Origin of the sequence: Streptomyces sp. NPDC102360 (assembly GCF_044766085.1) — a bacterium.
GTDB lineage: Bacteria > Actinomycetota > Actinomycetes > Streptomycetales > Streptomycetaceae > Streptomyces.
Genome location: NZ_JBIWLG010000010.1, coordinates 79264 through 98374 on the forward strand (window position 1 = coordinate 79264; position 19111 = coordinate 98374).

Consider the following 19111-nt stretch of genomic DNA (forward strand, 5'->3'; position numbering starts at 1 on the left):
CTCCCCTCTGGGCTCGGAGACACCATGCCAACTCCCCTGTCCCGCCGCCGATTTGTTCAGGCCGCCGCCGGCACCGCGGCCGCCGTCGGCCTCACCGGCACCACCTTCGCCGTCGCCCCCTCCCCGGCGTACGCGGCGGACGAGTTCGACACACTGCGCGACACCTGGCGCGGGCTCCTCCTCGGCGAGGGCTTCAGCCCGACCGCCGAACCGTTCACATCAAAGCTCGCGGCCGTCGGCGCCACCGCCCGCGACCTGAGCGCGCGCATGACACCAACGGACGGCTCGCTGTGGCCGGACGCGGTGTGGGCGGACCCGGATCCCGACAAGGACACCGAGTCGTACGGCTTCTCCGGCAAGATCCAGACCAGCTTCGCCCAGCTCTACACGATGGCCGAGGCCTACCGCCAGCCCGGCACCGGCCTCACCGGCGACACGGACCTCGCCGAGCAGATCGTGACCGGCCTCGACCACATCTGCGCGAAGGTCTACAACGCGGGCCAGGAGCCGTACGGCAACTGGTACAACTGGCAGATCGGCGGCCCGCAGGCGCTCCTCGACACCGCCGTCCTCCTCCACGACCACCTCACCGCCGAGCAGATCGCCACCTACTGCGAGGCCGTCGACCACTTCGTACCCGACTCCGCGGTCGCGGACTACACCGGCACCTCGACCGGCGCCAACCGCATCGACCTGTGCCGGGTCCTGGCCGTCCGCGGCATCCTCGAGAAGAAGCCCGCGAAGGTCGCGCTCGCCTCCGAGGCCATCGCCCCGGTCTTCCCGTACGTCACCAAGGGCGACGGCATCTACGCCGACGGCTCGGTCATCCAGCACACCACCGTCGCCTACACCGGCTCGTACGGGGCGGTGCTCCTCGACGGCCTCAGCAAGCTGATCGCCCTCCTCGGCGGCTCCACCTGGGAGGTCAAGGACCCGAAAAAGCAGGTCATCTTCGATGCCGTGGAGGCGTCGTACACCCCGTTCCTGCACAACGGCCTGATGATGGACGGCGTCTCGGGCCGCGCGATTTCCCGCGGCCTGCCGCCCGGCGGCACCAAGGGGCAGAGCGACGACCAGACACGCGGCCACACGGTCATGGCCTCCATCGTCGCCCTCGGCCAGGGCGCGAGCGAGGCGGAGAACGCCCGCTGGCGCGCGCTCGTGAAGGGCTGGGTACAGCGCGCCCACTACCGTCCGGCAACCACCGACCCGGCCCTCCCGGTCAGCAAGCTGGCGCTGCTCAACGACGTACTGGACGACAGCGGCGTCGCCGCGGCCCCGCACCCCGACGGCAGCCTGGTCTTCGCCGCGATGGACCGCGTCGCCCACCACCGCGCCGGCTGGGCGGCCTCGCTGTCCATGGCCTCGCGCCGCATCACGTACTACGAGAACGGCAACGGCGAGAACCTGCGCGCCTTCCACAGCGGCTCCGGAATGCTCTATTGGTGGGGCGACGACTTCGCCAACGACCAGTACTCCGACCGGTATTGGCCCACCGTCGACCCGTACCGGCTGCCCGGCACCACCGCTTCCGCCAAGCGGCTCACCGACGGCGAGGGCGGCATCTGGGGCGCGGCGCTGCCCGATGCGGACTTCGTCGGCGGCGCGGGCGACGGCACGTACGCGATGGTCGGACAGCACCTGAAGGGCCTGTCCTCCACCATGGAGGCACGCAAGTCGTGGCTCTTCCTCGACGACGCGGTGATCTGCCTCGGCTCCGCGATCAAGGCCGCCGACGGCGCGGCGATCGAAACGATCGTCGAGAACCGCCACTTGGGCCCGACCGGCAAGAACCCCCTGGTCGTCGACGGCCGTACCCAGCCCGCGGACCTCAGCTGGGCTGCCACTCTCGACCGCGCGAAATGGGCCCACATCCAAGGCCACGGCGGCTACCTGTTCCCGGGCGGCGCCACGCTCAAGGCCGCGCGCGAACAACGCACCGGCGCCTGGCACGACATCAACACGGGTGGCTCACCAACGGAGTTCACCAGCCGATACGTGACCCTGTGGTTCGACCACGGCACGGCGCCTCAATCGGCCGGCTACGCATACGTGCTGCTGCCGGGGGCGGATGCCGCGCGCACCGCCCGCCGCTCCACGGCGCTGAACGGCTGGCTGACCGATCACACCAACACAGCGGTGGCGCACGGCGCCCGCATCCCGTCGCTCGGCGTCACGGGCGCGGTGTTCTGGGCGGCGGGCAGCTTCGGCGGACTCACCGCGAGCGCCCCCGCCACGGTCCTGGTCCGCGAACGGCGGGACGGGACCGCGACGATCAGCGTCAGCGACCCCACCCGAAAGCTCACCGGGCTCACCCTCACCTGGAACAAGGCGGTGCGCTCGGTGCTGTCCAAGCCGGCAACGGTGACACGGGCCGCCACGGGCCCGGCCCTGAAGCTCACCTTCGGCGACCTCTCGGCCACCGGCGGCACCACCCAGAAGATCACGGTCAAGCTCGCCTGAACAGCCACGTTCCCCACGGAAATGAACTCTTGCCCCAGGAGGTCTCATGTACGTGCACGCCCGTAAGCGCGGAAGGATACGCACAGCCATGGTCGCGGCAAGCGCTGCCACCGCTGCCGCCGGCCTGCTGCTCTTGAACACGAACTCCGCCCAGGCCGCGGTCTTGTGGGACGGCGACGCGGCGAGCGGCACCGGTGTGTTCGGCAGCGTCGAGTGCGACGCCCCCGGAAGCCTGACCACCCCGGAGCAGAGCGGCCACGGCGCCGTCTTCCAGTACTCCAAGTCGGTGGGTACGTACCGCTGCGAGTCCCGCGGCATATCGCCGGACGGCTCCCGGTACGCCTTCGCGAACGACAAGACGTACTGGCTCGGCTGGGAGCAGAAGTTCTCCGTGGTCCCGGGCAGTGGCTCCGACTTCGTGCCGTGGCAGTGGAAGTCGTATCCCAACTCATCCCAGAACTATCCGGTGTTGATGACGGTCGGCAGCGGACAGCTCAAGCTGATCTACGTGGGTCCGGGGGCCGGCTGGAAGACCGTGTGGTCCACGCCGGTGAGCGCTGGCGCGTGGAACCGGGTGGCCCTCGGCATCCACACCTCGACGTCCGAGTCGTCGGGCTGGGTCGAGCTCTACTACAACGGCACCCGACAGACCTTCTCCGACGGCTCCACCCGCATGACCGGCCGCACTTGGGACTCCGCCAACGAGCCGAAGTGGGGAGCGTACGACCGCGACAACACCACCACCAAGATCGTCAATACGGTGGACTCCCTCAAGGTCGGCTCCTCTTACGGGGACGTGGACTGACCCCGAGCGGGACCCCAATCGGCCGACGGACGGGTGTGTTTCGGTGTCTCAGGGGCACACCCAGATCGTCATCACCTCGTAACTGCGCTTCCCCCGAACACATCCGATCAGGCAGGCTCAAGATCGGCCAAGGGCAAACAGCCCGGCCGCACATCACACACCAACGGGGGATCACATCATGTTTCGCAACCACCGCCGCAAGGCCGTCCTCACCGCCGCCGCCCTGATGGCCACGACCACTCTGCTCACGGCCTGCCAGGGAGGCGCGGACGAGAGTGACGCGTCGAGCGGTTCCGGGTCGTCGTCGACCTCGGCGTCGGACGCGAAGGACAAGGGCGGAGACACCGGTTCGAGTTCCACGGAGGGTACGGAGTCGCAGGCCGGCAGCGGCTCGGGGGGCACGTCGCAGGGCAAGGGCGTGAGCGGAACCTGGTTCGGCAACGTCTCCTACCTGGCTCCCGGCAAGTACACCGTCTCCGACCTGAAGGACACCGAGCAGGCGTTCTTCACCTCGACCGACACCGATATCCAGGGCGCCGGTGACATCTGCGGCGACGCCGAGGGCCAGGCCGCCACCAAGTGCACCGAGGAGCAGCTCGAGGCCGCGTCCAAGAAGGGTGTCTCGGCGACCGTGAAGATAAAGAACGGCACGGCCGTCAGCATCGTCGAGGACCACGCCGGCAGTGGTGGCGGTGGTGACTCGGACACCGACAAGCCGAGCGGCCTCCGCTCCGGCGAACTCGGCTACCTGGCCCCGGGCAAGTACACCCTGCTCGACAGCGACGGAAACACCACGTCCTTCTACAGCGCCACCGCCACGACCATCAACGGCAACGGCTGGATCTGCGGCGAGAACGGTGACAACAAGCGCTGCACCGAGGGCGAGCTCGAGGCCGCGGCGAAGAAGGGCGGCGTCCGAGTCGTCGTCAAGATCGACAACGGCGCCGCCGTCACCATCGACGAGGAGCACAACTGAGCCACCTCGCACGCCACGGTGGACCGGCGAGGGACACCGTGACGTCTCGGCGCGGCGGAACTTGCGGCTTGTGGGTCACCCAGAGAGCAGTTCCGCCGGCCAGCGGTGTGCCCAGTCGGGTGGGTCGGTTTCATTGTAGCCGTTGAGTGTTCGGGGGTTCGGGCCGCGGATCAATGAGACTGAGCCCGCCGAAGTCGCAGAACACCAGGTCGAAGCTGTCGTCGGCGAAGGGGAGTTGTTCGGCGGCGCCCTCGGCGGAGAGCGCCCTGGACCACTGGCCGGCGCCGCAGCCGAGTTCGAGGACGCGCTTGCCGGTAACGGCTGAGCATGTGCACCAACTGGGTTACACAGACGGCCTGTTGTACGGAACACTCACCGGGATGGATGAGCACAGGAGCGCCGAGGCCGAGGCGGAGACGGAGCACCCTGTGCTGGGACGCCATCGCCGCACCTACCGCCCGCCACGCCGAGGACCCTTGGCGTATGGGCTCCTTCTGCTGCGACTCGTCCCCCTGTCCGCCCTGGTCTTCCTCCTGGCGATTCTCGTCGGCGCGTTCTTCGGCCGGGACGATGCGACCGTGCCCCAAGTGTTGGGTGTGCTGGCACTGTTGGGACCGGCAGCCGTCAGAGGACTGTGGCACTGGCGGCACGCCCACGTAGAACTGCGGCTGTACGAGCACGGGGTGATGGCCGTCGCATCCAACGGGCGGGATGCCGTCTATCCCTGGTCGTCGACGATGCTCTTCACGGACGGCAGGCGACGCTACAAGCTCGCCAACCCCGAAGGAACGGTCATCACGCTCGGAGCGGCAGGCCTCGGCCCCCTCCTGAACGCGACCCGCATCCGGGGCCTGCGCACCCGCACCTTGATCAAGGGCCTCCAGCTCCCGGACGAGAACGAGTGGGGCCCGGCGATCCAGCGGGCCATCCGGGACGCGATCCTGCCGCCGACCGTCGCAGCGGTACGGGACGGCGCCGAAGTCACCTTCGGGGTACTCGTGGTGAGCCGGGACGGGCTCAGTGTGCGGCGCAGGCGCGGGCGGGACGATGTCACGTCCTGGCAGGACGTCGTCTCGATCGGCGTCACGGACGGGGGCAGCCTGGAGGTGTCCTCACGCGGCCCCGACTTCCCGACCCACTACGCGATACCGCAGTACCAGATCCCCCACATCGAGGTCCTCCTCGCCATCGCCCACCGCGAGCGCACCAACCGGCCACCGAACGCACCCGCCCCGAGCACCGGACCACGGCCCACACCGACGGCGACACCAACACCGACACCAGCACCAGCACCAGCACCGGCACCGGCAACGGCACCGACCGGCGAGGACACCGAAGGGGCCGGGGACGCCGGGGAACTCAGCGACACGACAGCACGGTTGAGCCTGTACGTCACCTTCGGTACGGCCGCCTGGGCCGCCTGGCGGCTCGGTGCCCGACAAGGGCTGGACGGGGTCGGCCCCGTCCTGCTGACCATCCTCGCGGCGGCCTTCGGCGGGCTCTTCGGGGCCGTCTTCGGGCTGGGGATCGCGGCGTTCGCCGCGATCCTGCCGCGCACGGTCGGCGAGTTCATCGTCGAACCGCTGATCCGCTGGTTCCGGCACCGCCGCTACGTCGCCGCCCTCGTCCTCGCGCTCGTCGCCCTGGTCGCGCCGGTCGCGCTGCTGTTCATCCTGTTCTGGTCGTTCCCGTCCCGGCTGGTCCCGCTGCTCGCGCTGGTCTTCTTCGGCGGTTGGGCGCTGGTGCTCGCGATCAGGTGGTGCCACCGGTCGGACCGCACCCTCGTGAGGCACCTCCCGGATCTTCCCGGCGTGGCACTCATGTTCCTCGCCGTCCAGCAGCTGGTCTCCGGCGACATCCTGACCGTGGCGCCGGCCGCCGGACTGTTCTTCCCGATCGCGATCTGGCTCTGCCGGCGCGGCTGGCGCCGGTTGAAGGACTCGCCACGGCCGTCCGTGCAGGCGGCGGCCGACGTCGTGGTGTCCCTGCAACTCGGCCTGGTCTTGGCCGTGTTCGTGGTGTGGCTGGGAAACGTCCTCTCCTTCACTCCGGCACAAATCACCGCCGTGCGGGGCGTGTTGACGTCGCTCCAAGGGCTGACCGAAGTGCCCTGGACGTACTGGCTCGTGGCGTACACCGTGCTGGCTTGCGGCAGTTACGCGGTGTTGCGGTGGCCGGAGCGCGTCGCGCGCTTGCAGGAGCGGTTGCGCCCGGCCCGCTTCCGCGGGAACCGGCTGCCGCTGGGCGCCGCGGTCAACTTCGGGCGGCGCGTCCTCAGCGGGCTCAGTCTCGGCCTGATGGCCGCGCTGCTGTTCGCCGTCGTGGCGGCCCCGGTCTCCGAGGGGGCGTGGAAGCGGCCGGTGGCCAAGAGGTACGCACTGGAGACACAGCGCCGCCAGGACGCGGCCGGTGCCGCGGCCGCGTACCGCGAGATCCACCAGCAGGTGACGGCGCATCCCCGCTCGGCGGAGCGCCTGCGGTCCGTGGTGCTGGCCGTGTACCGGGCGGCGCCCTCGCCACCCGGGGAGGGCGTGAGCCCGGCGGCCCGGCAACTCGCGCGTCAGGTCGGCCGCTACCAGGCCGCCGCACTCGACGTCGACGACCCGGCCGCACCGCCACCGGACACACCACCGGAGACCGACGGCCTCGACGAAGAGCTCGCCCGTCTCGACGAGAGCCAGCAGCGCACCGAGCGGCGCGAGCAACGCACCGACCGCTTCGCCGAACTCGCGTCCCTGGCCCTCACCCGCACCTTCGACATCCCCGACCTGGGCGACAACGAGGCCGTGCAGATCCTCAAGGAGTACCTCGGCGGGCTGGTGGAGGACGGCCCGATGAAGCGGATCTTCTACCGGTGGGGCGAGCGCATCGGCCGGCCCGCACCGCCCCCTCCACCCGACGGCGAGCGGCTCGTGCGCATCGACCTCCGCCGCCTGACTTCGGTGGCGTACGACCGGGCCCGCGACGCGGTGGAGCGCGCCGACGGCGATCTGCTCGGCTTCTACCAGCGGTTCGGCGTGGGCCTCCCCACCGAGGAGCCCTCGACGACCAGGGTCGTCGACCTGGCGAACCAGCATCGGTACCTGCGGCATGCGACCGGCGACTGCTCCGGGTGTGTGCGCCCCGGGGGCGGGGACGGCGGAACCACTGGTGGCGGCGGGCGCCGCTGAGCCGCCCGGCGATTGATACCAGGAAATGTCGATCTCTTCATATACAGTGACCGACTGCTATCAGCCACCCCCCAACAGGTCTCCATGACCTGTCACTTGGAGAGGAACAGCTTTGCCTCGACGTTTCACCACACTCGCCGTGTCCGCCGCCATCGCGGGCGGCGTCCTGTTCTCGGCCGTCCCCGCACAGGCCGCCCCCGCTGCCGACCAGGGCAGCGTGTCGGCAGCCGGCCCGATCACCTGCAACATCTCCAAGATGCGCCAGCAGGTCGCCAGCCATAAGTCCAAGGCCAGCAAACTCGACGCTCTCGGCTACCACAAGTCGGCCGCGAAGGAGCGCGCGAAGGCACGGGCGATCCAGAACCGGATCCAGCAGTGCCAGGACGCCGACGACAACAACCCCGGCCCGATCGGCGGCTGAAGCCTGACCACTTCGGGGCAGGCACACGGACGGCCCCGAAGGTGAACGAGCCCCCGCCTGGCAGCACCCTCGCCGGGCGGGGGCGAATTCACCCTGAGTCTTCGCTACTTGGCCACCCGATTCCGCAAGGCCCGGCCCGCCCGCGCGTTCACGATGCGGAGTGCGATGTCGCCGTACTGGTAGGCGAGTTGGTCGACGGAGAACTCGCCTCCCTCGTGGAACCAGCTGGCCACACCGATGCCCATGTCCAGGATCGAGTACGAGGCGATCCTGGCGGACTGGACGTCGAAGACGCCCTCGGCCACGCCCCGCTCGATGAGTTCACGGTAACGCCGCTCGTAGTCGCTGCGGCAGCCGAGGACGCGCTCCTGGGCCGCCGGTTCCAGGCTGTCGATCTCACGGTTGCCCACGAAGGCCTCGAGGCGGTGGCGGGCGTGGTAGCGGATGTGCGCCTCCACCGAGCGGCGGAGCTGTTCACGTACGTCGTCCGTGCCGCTGACGGCCGCGATGTTGTCCGCGATGAGCTGCTCCATCGTGCCGATCATGACCTCGGCCAGCAGTTCGTGTTTCGACGTCACGTGTTTGTAGAGGCTCGGGCCGCGGATGCCGACGGCAGCGCCGATGTCGGTCATGGTCGTGGACCGGTAGCCCTGCGCCGCGAACAGCCGCAGGGCGGCCAGGCGGATCCCCGAGCGGCGGTCCGCCGGAGACTGCTCCTCGGGCCGCGCGGGACGGTGGGGGCGCTCGTAGCGACTGTCCCGACCACTGTCCTGGCCGCCATGGCTTTCGCGACCCTCGTGCGCTGCCGTCACGCAGGACTCCCTACCTACTCGTGACCTACCCATTGTTAGCCGACCGACATCCGCTCGGTCCAAGCAATCTACCTCGTACGGCAAGCGCGTACGCCACACACCCTTGACAGGCCACCACCCTCACACCTCTCATGGCTAATGGTCATTAGCCATGAGAGGTGTGAGGGTGTCCATCGGATTCGAGATCGACGAGAGGGTGGCCGACATCGCGCGGCGCACCACGGAGTTCGTACGGGACGTGGTGATCCCCGAGGAGCGCGCGTGCGACGGCAACGTCCACGACGGGCCGGAGCCACTGCGTCGGCGGCTACAGGAAGCGGCACGCGCGGCGGGAGTGTTCGCTCCGCACATCGGTGCCGAGTGGGGCGGGCTCGGTCTCGATCAGTGCGGGCAGGCGGTGGTGTTCGAAGCGGCCGGGTACTCACTGCTCGGGCCGCTCGCGCTCAACTGCGCGGCGCCCGACGAGGGCAATACCCATCTGCTCGAAGTGGTCGCCACCGAGGAGCAGAAGGAGCGGTTCCTGCGGCCGCTGGCCTCGGGTGAGGTGCGTTCGTGCTTCGCGATGACCGAGCCCGCACCGGGTGCCGGTTCCGATCCGCGGGCGCTCGCCACGACCGCCACGCGGATCGACGGCGGCTGGCGGATCGACGGCCACAAGTGGTTCATCAGCGGCGCGGACGGGGCGGCCTTCGCCATCGTCATGGCCCGCACCCGCGGCGAGGCGGGGGACGCGGGCGGCGCGACCATGTTCCTCGTCGGGGCCGACAACCCGGGCATGAAGGTCGTCAGGAACATCGACACACTGGACCAGGGGCTGTTCGGCGGGCACAGCGAGGTCGTCTTCGAGGGCTGCGAGGTGGGTGACGACGCCGTGCTCGGCGCGGTCGACGAGGGCTTCACGTATGCGCAGGTACGCCTCGGACCCGCGCGCATGACCCACTGCATGCGCTGGCTCGGGGTGGCGCGCCGGGCGCAGGACATCGCCCTGGAGCGTGCGGCGGACCGTTCGGCCTTCGGCAAGCCGCTGGCCGAACTGGGCATGGTCCAGGGCCTGTTGGCCGACTCCGAGATCGACATCGAGACCAGCAGGGCGGTGCTGTGGCGGGCCTGCTGGGAACTGGACCAGGGTCGTTCGGCCGCCCAGCACACCTCGATCGCCAAGACGTACGTCTCCGAGGCCGTGAACCGGGTCGTGGACCGGTCCGTGCAGGTGTGCGGCGCGCTCGGCATCTCCGGGGACGCCCCGCTGTCGCGGCTGTACCGGGAGGTGCGGCCGTTCCGCATCTACGACGGCCCGTCCGAGACGCATCGTTGGGCCATCGCCAAGCGTGCCGTCCGGGCCGCACGGGAGCGGCGGGCCGCGCTGTGACCATCCCTGAGTCGGCTGCGACCACCTCCGAGGCGACCGTCGTGGGCATCGATGTGCCCTCGCTGCGGCGGTACTTCGAGCGCCATGTCCCCGAGTGCGCGGGCCCGCTCGACATCGAGCTGCTGCACGGCGGGCGCTCCAACCTCACGTACCGCGTCAGCGACGGAACGCACCGGTGGGTGCTGCGCCGGCCACCGCTGGGGGTGCTGACGCCGACCGCGCACGACATGGACCGCGAGTACCGAGTCGTCGCCGCGCTGGGCGGCACCGGGGTGCCGGTCGCCGGGGCCGTTCTGTCGTGCCGGGAGCCGGATGTCATCGGGGCGCCGTTCTGCGTCGTGGACTTCGTCGAAGGGGCGGTGCTGCGCGACGGTGACGAGGTGGTGTCGCTGTCGGCCACGGACGTGCGGGGCGCCGCCGACGCGCTCGTCGACGCCCTGGTGGCCCTGCACGGGGTGGACCCCGCGGCCGTCGGACTCGGAGACTTCGGGCGGCCCGAGGGATACCTGGAACGGCAGGTGCGGCGCTGGCGCGGCCAGTGGGACAAGGTCGCCACGCGGGCGCTGCCCGACCTCGACGCCCTGCACGGCAGGCTCGCCGCCGCCGTGCCCGCGAGCGGCGCGCCGTCGATCGTGCACGGCGACTACCGACTGGACAACACCATCCTGGCTCCAGGCGACTTCGGGCGGATCGCCGCGATCGTCGACTGGGAGATGGCCACGCTCGGCGATCCCCTCGCCGATCTCGGCATGCTGCTCATGTACTGGGACCCGGCCTGCGAACCGGTGCTCGGCGCGCGCCACGTCCCAACTGCCCACCTCGCCTTCCCGGTTGGCCGCGAGCTGGCCGAGCGGTACGCCGCGCGCTCCGGCCGCGACATCGGCCAACTGTCCTTCTACCAGGCCCTGGCCTGCTTCAAGCTCGCAGTGATCGCGGAGGGCATCCACTCCCGCTATCTCGCGGGCCGCACCGTCGGCACCGGATTCGAGCACGTCGGCTCCGCGGTCCCCGCGCTGCTGCGCTCAGGCATGGAGCTGCTGCCGTGACCCCCGTACCACCGGCCGAAGGAGAGACCGTGCAAGACCGACTGTCCGGAATGATCGCCCTGGTCACCGGCGCGACCGGAGGCATCGGCGACGCCGTCTCACGGCGGCTCGCCGCCGAGGGTGCCACCGTGGTGGTCACCGACGTCGACGCCGACCGCTGCACCGCCCTCGCGAAGGAGCTCACCGCCGGCGGGGCGCGAGCGCTGGGCCTCGCCCTCGACGTGAGCGACGAGGACGTGTGGCGGGTCGCGATCGAGCGGGTGGTGGGCGAGCTGGGCGGCCTGTCCGTGCTCGTCAACAACGCGGGCATCGCCGAGATGCGGACGGTGGAGACGGAGACCCAGGAGTCCTGGGACAAGGTCATCGCGGTCACGCAGGGCGGTGTGTGGCTCGGCATGAAGCACGGCGGGCCCGCGATCGAGCGCTCCGGCGGCGGCTCGATCGTCAACATCGCCTCGATCTTCGGCACGGTCGGCGGCTTCGGCAGCCAGTTCTCGTACCACGCCGCCAAGGGCGCGGTCCGGTTGATGACCAAGAACGCCGCGCTGCACTGGGCCACCCGCGGCGTCCGTGTCAACTCCCTTCACCCCGGCTTCATCGAGACACATCTCTCGCGCGAACTGTGGCGCGGCACACCCCGGCACACCGCGATGGTCGAGGGCACCCCGATGGCGCGGCTCGGACGTCCCGAGGAGGTCGCGGGGACGGTCGCGTTCCTCGCCTCGTCGGACTCCAGCTTCATGACCGGTTCCGAGTTGTACGTCGACGGTGGCTGGACGGCCCGCTGACATGCGCCGGGGGCGCGGCAACTGCCGCGCCCCCGGGGGTTGTTACCTGAACCGTTCAGTACACCCGCGTATACCTGACCAACTCACCCACGTGCACTGATTCACCTCACCCGCGTGTACTGGTTCACCCCGCCCACCATCTCCACCGCGATCTGGCCCCGCAGCACCAGGACATCCAGGTGGGCCGCCGTCTCGTTGACCGCGAGCATCTGGTTGAAGGCGCTGAGGTCGCCGAAGGGCACCTCGCGGCGCGTCCAGCCCAGGGCGCGCGCCACCGCATGGGCGTCGAGGGTGGCCTCCCCCAGGGCTGTCAGGCTCTTGGCGAGCCGGTCGTCGTGGTGGGTGAGGAGTTCGGCGACCCGGGTGTGGGAGCTTTCGACGACCGGTCCGTGGGCGGGCAGCAGACGTGTGTCGGCGAACCGTGTCATGAGCCGCAGCGAGTCCAGGTAGTCGGCGAGGGGGCGCCCGCCGGGTTCGGTGAGTTCGAAGCCGATGGACGGGGTGATGTGCGGCAGGACGTGGTCCCCGGAGAACAGGAGTCCGCGCTGTTCGTCGAGGAAGACCACATGTCCCTTGGTGTGTCCGGGAGTCGGTACGACGCGCAGCTCGCGCTCGCCGAAGCGCAGCGTCTCCGCGCCGAGCCAGCGGTCCGGGGCCTCCCATACGCGCGGGTCGTAGCCGCCGTGGTCCAACGCCTGGACGTGGTCGGCCAGTTCACCGGCGCCCGCCCGGCGCAGCGTCTCCAACGAGCCCGTCGGTTCGTCGCTGCCCAGCCGGTCGAGCATTTCCAGGCCCGGCCGCTCCCCCGCGCCCAAGTACACGCGTGAGCCCAGCAGTCGGCGCAGTTCCACCGCGTTGGTGTAGTGGTCGCGGTGGATGTGGGTGACGAGGATGTGCCGGATGTCGCCGAGGTCGCGGCCGATGGCGGCCAGGGCCTCCTCGAGGGCCTTGCGGGCCTCGGGGATCGCCCAGCCACCGTCGATCATGACGATGCCGTCGTCGTCCGCGAGGTTCTCCAGCAGATAGACGTTGACGGCGTGCAGGCCGTCGTTGGGCAGCGGCAGCGGAACGCGGTGCACTCCGGGCTGCACGGTCTGGACTCCGGCTGCGGCCCAAGGGCCCTGGTCGAACCGCGCTGTCATGTCTCTCCCTCGCCGGCTGTCGCGCCGTGGTCGGTTGTCCTTCGTGGTGCGGGCCGCGCCGCCGTCGGCATGGCGGCGCGGCCCTCGGCGAGCCCGCCGGTCAGGCCGGGTCGGGCGTGCGCTTGCGTAGTGTGCGGGCGAGTTCACCGGCCCCGGACCGGTCGAGCTTGCCGACCTTGGTCTGGGGCAACTCCTCGATGCCGTACACGAATTCGGGCCACTTGTTCTTCGACAGGCCTACGTGTTCCAGGTGCGCGGTGATCTCCGCCAGGTCGACGGTGCCACCGTCCTCGGTGACGACGAGCAGGGCGATCCGTTCGCCGAGCACCTCGTCGGGTACGGCGGCGACGCAGGCCCTGGCCACGCGCGGATAGCCGGCCACCGCCCGCTCGATCTCGGTGATGTCGATGTTGCGGCCGCCGCGGATGATGATGTCCTTCTCGCGGCCCATGACGGTGACGGTGCCGTCCTCGTGCCTCATCAGCAGGTCGCCGGTGGGGAAGTAGCCCTCGCCCGTCAGCTCCGGCGGCTCGACCCTGCCCTCGCGGGCGTAGCCGAGGAAGAGGGAAGGGCCGCGGACCTGCGCCCGGCCGGACACCCCGGGTGCCGCCTCGGCGCCCTCGGGGGTCAGCGCGCGCAGGTCCGTGCCGGGAAAGGGGCGGCCGTCCCTGCCGAGCCGGACCTCCTCCGGGTCGTCGGGGCGCGGCGAGGTGTGGCCGAGACACTCGGACATGCCGAAGACGCGCAGGATCTTCGTTCCCAGGGACCGTTCGGCACGGGCGAGGGCGCCGCGGTCCATCGGTCCGCCGCCCACCGTGATCGCCCGCACTCCCCCGAGGACACCGGAGCCGGCCGCCTCGGTGCCCATCTGGAGCGCCATCGTCGGCACACACATGGTCCAGCGGACCTCGTGGTCGGCCATCCGCCGCAGCGCCGCCGCCCGGTCCCACTTGGCCGTCAGCACGAGCGGGCCGGTGAGCAGGAGGGAGAGGTAGACGCCGAAGCAGTACGCGGCCGTCGACGACAGCGGCACGATCGCGGCCACCGCGTCCCCGCGCTTCAGGCCGTTGATCTCGATGGTGCTCGTGCCGGCGTAACGCAGGGCAGCCTCGGACTGGACGACTCCCTTGGGCCGCCCCGTCGAGCCGGACGTCAGCCCGATCAGCACGCCGCCCGACCAGCGCGACACGTCGTACGCCCCGGGCGCGGTCCGGCAGGCCCAGCCGTCGAGGGCCGTGCCAGCACGCCCCTCGGGCACGAGGCCCGACACCCCCCACTCCTCCATCGCCGAGGGTTCGGCGACCACCGCGTCCGGCCGGATGTCCTCGTACGCGGCGGCGAACTCCTCGCGCGTGGTGTGCCGGTTGACCACCGCGAGCATGCCTCCAGCCAGACCCACGGCGAGGCTGCCGGCGACGGTGCGCCACGAGTTGTCGGCCTGGAGCGCGACTGTGCCGCCTGTGCCGCCTGTGCCGTCGGCGCCGCCGGGGAACATCACCTCGGCCAGCCGGGCCGCCTCGGCGAGCAGCTCGCGCGCCGTATGGGGGCCGGTGTCGTCGATGACGGCGACGAAATCCGCCTGCTCGGCCCTGTGTTGGAACTCCCGCACTACCTGTCGCATCCCGCTTCCTCGCTACGCTGTACCGAAATCCGCAATGACCGTCTGGCGTGTGCTGTGGTGCCGCGAGGTGTCAGCCGGCGAACATCTCTGCCTCATGACCCATCACCGCGATACGGCGGCCCTTCATGTCCCCCACCTGCGCGATCGCATCGGCCCACTCCTGGCTGGCCAAGGCCTTCTTCAGCTCCTCCGGGGAGTCGAAGCCGAGCACGGACATTCCGTCCCAGCCCTCCGAGCGCGGCTCCAGCGCCTGGTCGATCTCGGTGTGCCGCCAGGAGCGCAACCCGGGGAGCCGGTAGGTGAGTTTGGCGTGGTCGCCGCGCCACCAGTCGATGAAACGCTCGTGTGTCCACTCCGGTGGCCGGGCTGCCAGCAGGACGAGGTTGTACATGACTGCCTTTCCAGTGCGGTCGGTTGGGGTGACTCGGGTTCAGGCGAACCGGATCTCGGACGAGCGGCCGATCAGCAGCCGCTGCAACCGGTTCTTCTCGTCCACGCGTCCGGCGGCGACGAAACTCGCCTCGGGCTCACCGGCGCGGCGCACCTCGCCGAGGAAGAGCTCGTCCTGGCCGAGCGTGGTCGCGGACAGCAGATGGTGGGTGCGCGTACCGCGCTCGCGCTGTTCCAGGTAGCCGACGAGAGCGGCTCGGTCCCCGGCGAAGTCGGCCGCGTTGCCGTCGCCGGTGGAGAACAGGATGGAGAGCGAGAAGTCGTCGCTGATCAGGTCGAGTATCCGGTTCGGCGTGTCACTGTCGAGGATCTCGAACCAGGCGGTGAGGAAGGGGGCGGGGGCCGCGGCTGCGGTCGTCGTCTCCGTCATGTCGGCTTCCTTTCGGCTCGGTGCCGACCGTCGCGTACGCGGCTAGTCCGGCAGGTCGATGAGGTCGTACGTCGTGGTGAAGTACGACTGGTAGCGGGACATCCGCCCGGCGGGTGTGACCACGGCAGCCGACAGGAAGGACCCGACGGCCTTCCCGGACTCGGTCACCACTCCGTACACGGTCTCCAGATCTCCGTCGGAGCTGTGCCGGAGGATCTTGTGCTCCCGCTCAACGGCGTTGCGGCCCGCGATGTAGTCGGCGAAGTCCGCCTTGGACCGTCCCGTCGCCTCGCGGCCCGGCAGGGCGATGAGGAACCGGAAGTCCGGTTCGAGGAGGTCGAGCGCCCGGTCGGGGGCGTCGCTGTCCATGCGGGCCATGTATGCGGGCAGTACGTCGGCCATGGGTGATCCTCTCGTTCTCTTCGTTTTTGGTGGCCGCGCGATGTCAGGGGTGTCAGTCGCGGGTCGGTGGCGTGAAGAAGTCTCCCTGCGACTCCCAGCGGCCGTTCCTGACGACGACCTTCTGTACGTCGCGGGTGCCGAGGTTTCGGCCGGGTCCGAAGTCGAGGACGGGACCGACGCCGGTGTCGACATGGCGTGCGTTCTCGTAGGCCCGGGTCAGGGACTCGCTGGTGACCGGCCCGTCGATCGTCTTGGCGATCTCGACGAAGGCCTTCGCGGCCTCCCAGCCCCACAGGGTGATGAAGTCGGCCGGGTGTCCCCGCTCGTATTTGGCCATCCCCGCACGGAACTCCTTGATGGCCGGATCGTCGTCGTGCGGCGACTTGACCAGTTGCAGCGCCTTGAGCCCCTCGGCCGTCCTGCCCGCCAGGGACAGCGTGGCCTGGGCCGCCACGGGCGCGTAGCCGTACGCCGGGGCGTCGAGCCGCTGCATCCGCGCCTCCTTGAGGTAGGACGCGGTCTCGGCAGCGGTGAGGATCAGCACGACGGCGTCCGGCTTCTGCGCCTTGACCTTGCTGATCACCGGGCTGTAGTCGGTGGTCTGGTACTTGACGGTCAGCCGTTTCACCTGGACCGACGGATCGGTCTTGCGTGCGGCCGGCTCGATCTCCTTGCCCACGTTCACGAAGGCGGCCGGGTCGCTGTGCACGACGACGACCTTCTTGGCTCCGTCGCGTACCACCCACTGCCCGAGCGCCGCCGCCTGGTCCTCGTACAGCGTTTGCAGTCCGAAAAGACCGGGGCGGGCCGGCTCGTACCAGGACGCGTCGCCGCCGAGCGGGTTGAGGACCGGCACCTTCGACTGATCGAGCACGAAGGGGAACGTGGCCTGGGTCTGGGAGGTGCCGTTGGTGGCGACGATGGCCACGACCCCCTCCTGGTCCACGAGCCGGCGGGCGATCTGGACGGTCTGCTCCGGGTCGTTGGCGTTGTCCTTGACGACCCAGTCGATCTTGCGGCCGTTGATCCCGCCCTGCGCGTTGACCGACTTGAAGTACGCGTCGGCGCCCGCCCTTTCGGGGATCCCGAAGGAGGCCAGCGGGCCGGTGAGCGGGAACCACGCCCCGATCTTGATGACCTTGTCGTTGCCCGCAGAGGGGCTTCCCGTGCCGCAGGCGTTCGCCATCAGGGCGAGCGTCGCGGCCAGCGCGGCGATGAGCGCGCGAGTCGTGCGTCGTCGCAAGACCCCTCCTCAGATCAACCTGAGTTAAGTTCAATTCAGTTTGGATGTTAATCCCGGGGAAACCCCGCTGGCAATGGCCCGTCACGTGCCGATCCCCGCGGCCACGAAAAGGCTGGAGAAAACAGCTCGACCCCCGACGGATGTCCGTCGGGGGCCGCGCCCGTACTTGCCGGTACTTACAGGGTCAGGAAGCCACCATGCGCACGCAGGCGCCCTCGATCAGCTCGCTGATCTCCGACAGCGGCGTCGCGCCCGAGGGCCGGTACCACCGCCACACACTGACGATCAGGCCCAGCACGCTCGAACCGAGGAGCTGCGCGTCGCGCAGCGGGAACGAGCCCTGGGACATGCCCTTCACCAACAGGTTCGTCCAGTCCCGCTCGACGACCTGGACCAGCTGCCTGGCCGCCACCCGCTCGGCCTCCTCGCGCTTGGAGCCGCGGGAACCCGAGAGCAGGTCCATGTGGTTCTGCAGGATGCGCATCTGCAGAACCTCGTGCGGGGAGACATCGTAGGCCGCGCGGACCACGGCCCGCAGCGCCTCGACGGGCTCCTCGACACCCTTGGTCGCCTCGACGAACCGGTCGTGCGAACGCTCCAGTTCGAGCCGCATGATCGTGAGCAGGCAGTGCGTCTTCGACTCGAAGTAGTGGTACAGGGCGGTCTGACCGATCCCGACCCGCTCCGCCACGGTGGACCACTTGGTGGCCTCGAAGCCGGCCTCCCCGAAACAGTCCACAGCGGCCGTGAGGATGGCGGCCCGCTTGGACCTGGGCCCCGCCTCCGGTTCAACGATCCTTGTCATTACTTCTCTCCTGGCCGTCACTCGCCGTGTCCGTACCCGAGAGTAAACCCAAGCTGAACTCAGTTTCCAGCCGGATGGCTCAGCCCCGCTCGAGTACGGTCGCGTTCGCCATGCCGCCGCCCTCGCACATCGTCTGCAGACCATAACGGCCGCCGGTCCTGCGCAACTGATGAACCAGCGTGGTCATGAGCCGGGCGCCCGTGGCACCGAGCGGATGCCCGAGGGCGATCGCCCCGCCGAAGGCGTTGACCCGTTCCTGGGGAGCACCGATCTCCTTCTGCCAGGCCAGGACGACGGAGGCGAAGGCCTCGTTGATCTCCACCAGGTCGATGTCGTCGATCGTCAGTCCGGCCCGGTCGAGGACCTTCTCGGTGGCGGGGATCGGGCCCGTCAGCATGTGGATCGGGTCGGATCCGACCACGGCCGTGCTGTGCACCCGGGCCAGCGGGGTCAGCCCGTGGCGGCGTACGGCCTCCTCGGAGGCGATCAGCAGAGCGGCGGCGCCGTCCGAGATCTGGCTGGACACGGCGGCGGTCAGCCGGCCGTCCTCGGTGAGGGGCTTCAGGCCCGCCATCTTCTCCAGGGTGCTGTCGGCGCGCGGCCCCTCGTCGGCGCTCAGCCCGAACGCCGGGACGATCTCGTCGTCGAAGTCGCCTGCCGCCCGGGAGGCGAGCGCCCGCTGGTGGCTGCCGAGCGCGAACCGCTCCATGTCCTCCCGGGTGATGCCCCACTTCTCGGCGATCAGCTCGGCCCCGCGGAACTGCGACACCTCCTGCTCCCCGAAGTGCTCGCGCCAGCCCTCACCCGCGAACGGACTGCCGAGACCGGCCCGTTCGCCGACGAGCATGGGACTGGCGATGGGCACCAGGCTCATCACCTCCACGCCGCCCGCGACCACCAGGTCGGCGGCGCCCGAGCCGACGGCCTGCGCGGCGAAGTGGACGGCCTGCTGCGAGGATCCGCACTGCCGGTCGATGGTGGTGCCGGGCACGTGCTGCGGCAGCCCCGCCGACAGCCAGGCGGTCCGGGCGATGTTCCCGGTCTGGGCGCCGACCTGGCTGACGCACCCGAAGTACACGTCGTCCACGGCCGCCGGGTCGACGCCACTGCGGTCCAGCAGGGCGCGGAGCACGTGTGCGCCGAGGTCGGCGGGGTGCACGCCGGCGAGCGTGCCCTTTCGGCGGCCGACCGGGGTACGGACGGCGCCGACGATGAATGCTTCCGACAT

General features: G+C 70.2%; 17 protein-coding genes and 1 pseudogene. 8 read left to right on the forward strand and 10 right to left on the reverse strand.

Annotated features, from left to right (window positions below; all coding sequences use genetic code 11):
- Positions 1-24: 24 nt before the first annotated feature.
- From ACIRHA_RS31770 to ACIRHA_RS31780, 3 genes are all read left to right on the forward strand, one after another.
- A complete protein-coding gene (locus tag ACIRHA_RS31770) occupies positions 25-2463 on the forward strand; it encodes a polysaccharide lyase 8 family protein (protein ID WP_403853036.1) in 2439 nt (812 codons plus the stop codon).
- An 88-nt stretch (positions 2464-2551) separates the two neighbouring features.
- Positions 2552-3268 carry a heparin lyase I family protein gene (locus tag ACIRHA_RS31775; protein ID WP_403853038.1) on the forward strand — a complete coding sequence of 239 codons (717 nt, stop codon included), beginning with the start codon at positions 2552-2554 and terminating at the stop codon, positions 3266-3268.
- A 178-nt stretch (positions 3269-3446) separates the two neighbouring features.
- A complete protein-coding gene (locus tag ACIRHA_RS31780; protein WP_403853040.1) occupies positions 3447-4244 on the forward strand; it encodes a hypothetical protein in 798 nt (265 codons plus the stop codon).
- A gap of 64 nt (positions 4245-4308) precedes the next feature.
- Here the strand turns inward: ACIRHA_RS31780 and ACIRHA_RS31785 are convergent.
- Positions 4309-4563 (reverse strand): annotated as a pseudogene (locus ACIRHA_RS31785) (class I SAM-dependent methyltransferase); the annotation flags it as partial.
- 61 nt (positions 4564-4624) lie between these two features.
- On the opposite strand from ACIRHA_RS31785, the gene ACIRHA_RS31790 reads away from it, so the two are divergent.
- The gene (locus ACIRHA_RS31790; RefSeq protein ID WP_403853042.1) at positions 4625-7414 is read left to right on the forward strand and encodes a hypothetical protein; all 2790 of its coding nucleotides are present in this window, start codon (positions 4625-4627) and stop codon (positions 7412-7414) included.
- 112 nt (positions 7415-7526) lie between these two features.
- Positions 7527-7835, forward strand: a complete 309-nt coding sequence (locus ACIRHA_RS31795; RefSeq protein ID WP_403853044.1) for a hypothetical protein — start codon at positions 7527-7529, stop codon at positions 7833-7835.
- A gap of 104 nt (positions 7836-7939) precedes the next feature.
- On the opposite strand, the gene ACIRHA_RS31800 is transcribed toward ACIRHA_RS31795, so the two are convergent.
- Entirely contained in the window at positions 7940-8647 is a 708-nt protein-coding gene (locus ACIRHA_RS31800; protein WP_403853046.1) for a TetR/AcrR family transcriptional regulator, read from the reverse strand.
- A 166-nt stretch (positions 8648-8813) separates the two neighbouring features.
- On the opposite strand from ACIRHA_RS31800, the gene ACIRHA_RS31805 reads away from it, so the two are divergent.
- From ACIRHA_RS31805 to ACIRHA_RS31815, 3 genes are read left to right on the forward strand one after another with little or no spacing between them, the layout of a single operon-like run.
- Positions 8814-10016, forward strand: coding sequence for an acyl-CoA dehydrogenase family protein (locus ACIRHA_RS31805; RefSeq protein WP_403853048.1), 1203 nt, complete (start codon positions 8814-8816; stop codon positions 10014-10016).
- Positions 10013-11062, forward strand: coding sequence for a phosphotransferase family protein (locus tag ACIRHA_RS31810; protein ID WP_403853050.1), 1050 nt, complete (start codon positions 10013-10015; stop codon positions 11060-11062). Before ACIRHA_RS31805 ends, ACIRHA_RS31810 begins: the two co-directional genes overlap by 4 nt.
- A gap of 29 nt (positions 11063-11091) precedes the next feature.
- Positions 11092-11850 carry an SDR family NAD(P)-dependent oxidoreductase gene (locus ACIRHA_RS31815; RefSeq protein ID WP_403853052.1) on the forward strand — a complete coding sequence of 253 codons (759 nt, stop codon included), beginning with the start codon at positions 11092-11094 and terminating at the stop codon, positions 11848-11850.
- Between the two features lie 101 nt (positions 11851-11951).
- Here the strand turns inward: ACIRHA_RS31815 and ACIRHA_RS31820 are convergent, their stop codons facing one another.
- The 8 genes from ACIRHA_RS31820 to ACIRHA_RS31855 form a co-directional block, all read right to left on the reverse strand.
- Positions 11952-12992, reverse strand: coding sequence for an MBL fold metallo-hydrolase (locus ACIRHA_RS31820; RefSeq protein WP_403853054.1), 1041 nt, complete (start codon positions 12990-12992; stop codon positions 11952-11954).
- Between the two features lie 100 nt (positions 12993-13092).
- The gene (locus ACIRHA_RS31825) at positions 13093-14613 is read right to left on the reverse strand and encodes a class I adenylate-forming enzyme family protein (protein WP_403853056.1); all 1521 of its coding nucleotides are present in this window, start codon (positions 14611-14613) and stop codon (positions 13093-13095) included.
- Positions 14614-14683: 70 nt separating this feature from the next.
- Positions 14684-15004, reverse strand: coding sequence for an EthD family reductase (locus ACIRHA_RS31830; protein WP_403853058.1), 321 nt, complete (start codon positions 15002-15004; stop codon positions 14684-14686).
- Positions 15005-15043: 39 nt separating this feature from the next.
- Entirely contained in the window at positions 15044-15433 is a 390-nt protein-coding gene (locus ACIRHA_RS31835; protein WP_403853060.1) for a hypothetical protein, read from the reverse strand.
- 42 nt (positions 15434-15475) lie between these two features.
- Complete coding sequence (locus tag ACIRHA_RS31840) at positions 15476-15835, reverse strand: nuclear transport factor 2 family protein (RefSeq protein WP_403853062.1); 360 nt, start codon at positions 15833-15835, stop codon at positions 15476-15478.
- Positions 15836-15887: 52 nt separating this feature from the next.
- Positions 15888-17078: an ABC transporter substrate-binding protein gene (locus ACIRHA_RS31845; RefSeq protein ID WP_403853064.1), complete on the reverse strand. Its 1191-nt coding sequence runs from the start codon at positions 17076-17078 to the stop codon at positions 15888-15890.
- Between the two features lie 184 nt (positions 17079-17262).
- On the reverse strand, positions 17263-17883 hold the full coding sequence (locus ACIRHA_RS31850; RefSeq protein ID WP_403853066.1) for a TetR/AcrR family transcriptional regulator: 621 nt from the start codon (positions 17881-17883) through the stop codon (positions 17263-17265).
- Between the two features lie 79 nt (positions 17884-17962).
- Positions 17963-19111 (reverse strand): acetyl-CoA C-acetyltransferase, encoded by a 1149-nt coding sequence (locus ACIRHA_RS31855; RefSeq protein ID WP_403853068.1) that lies wholly within the window; start codon positions 19109-19111, stop codon positions 17963-17965.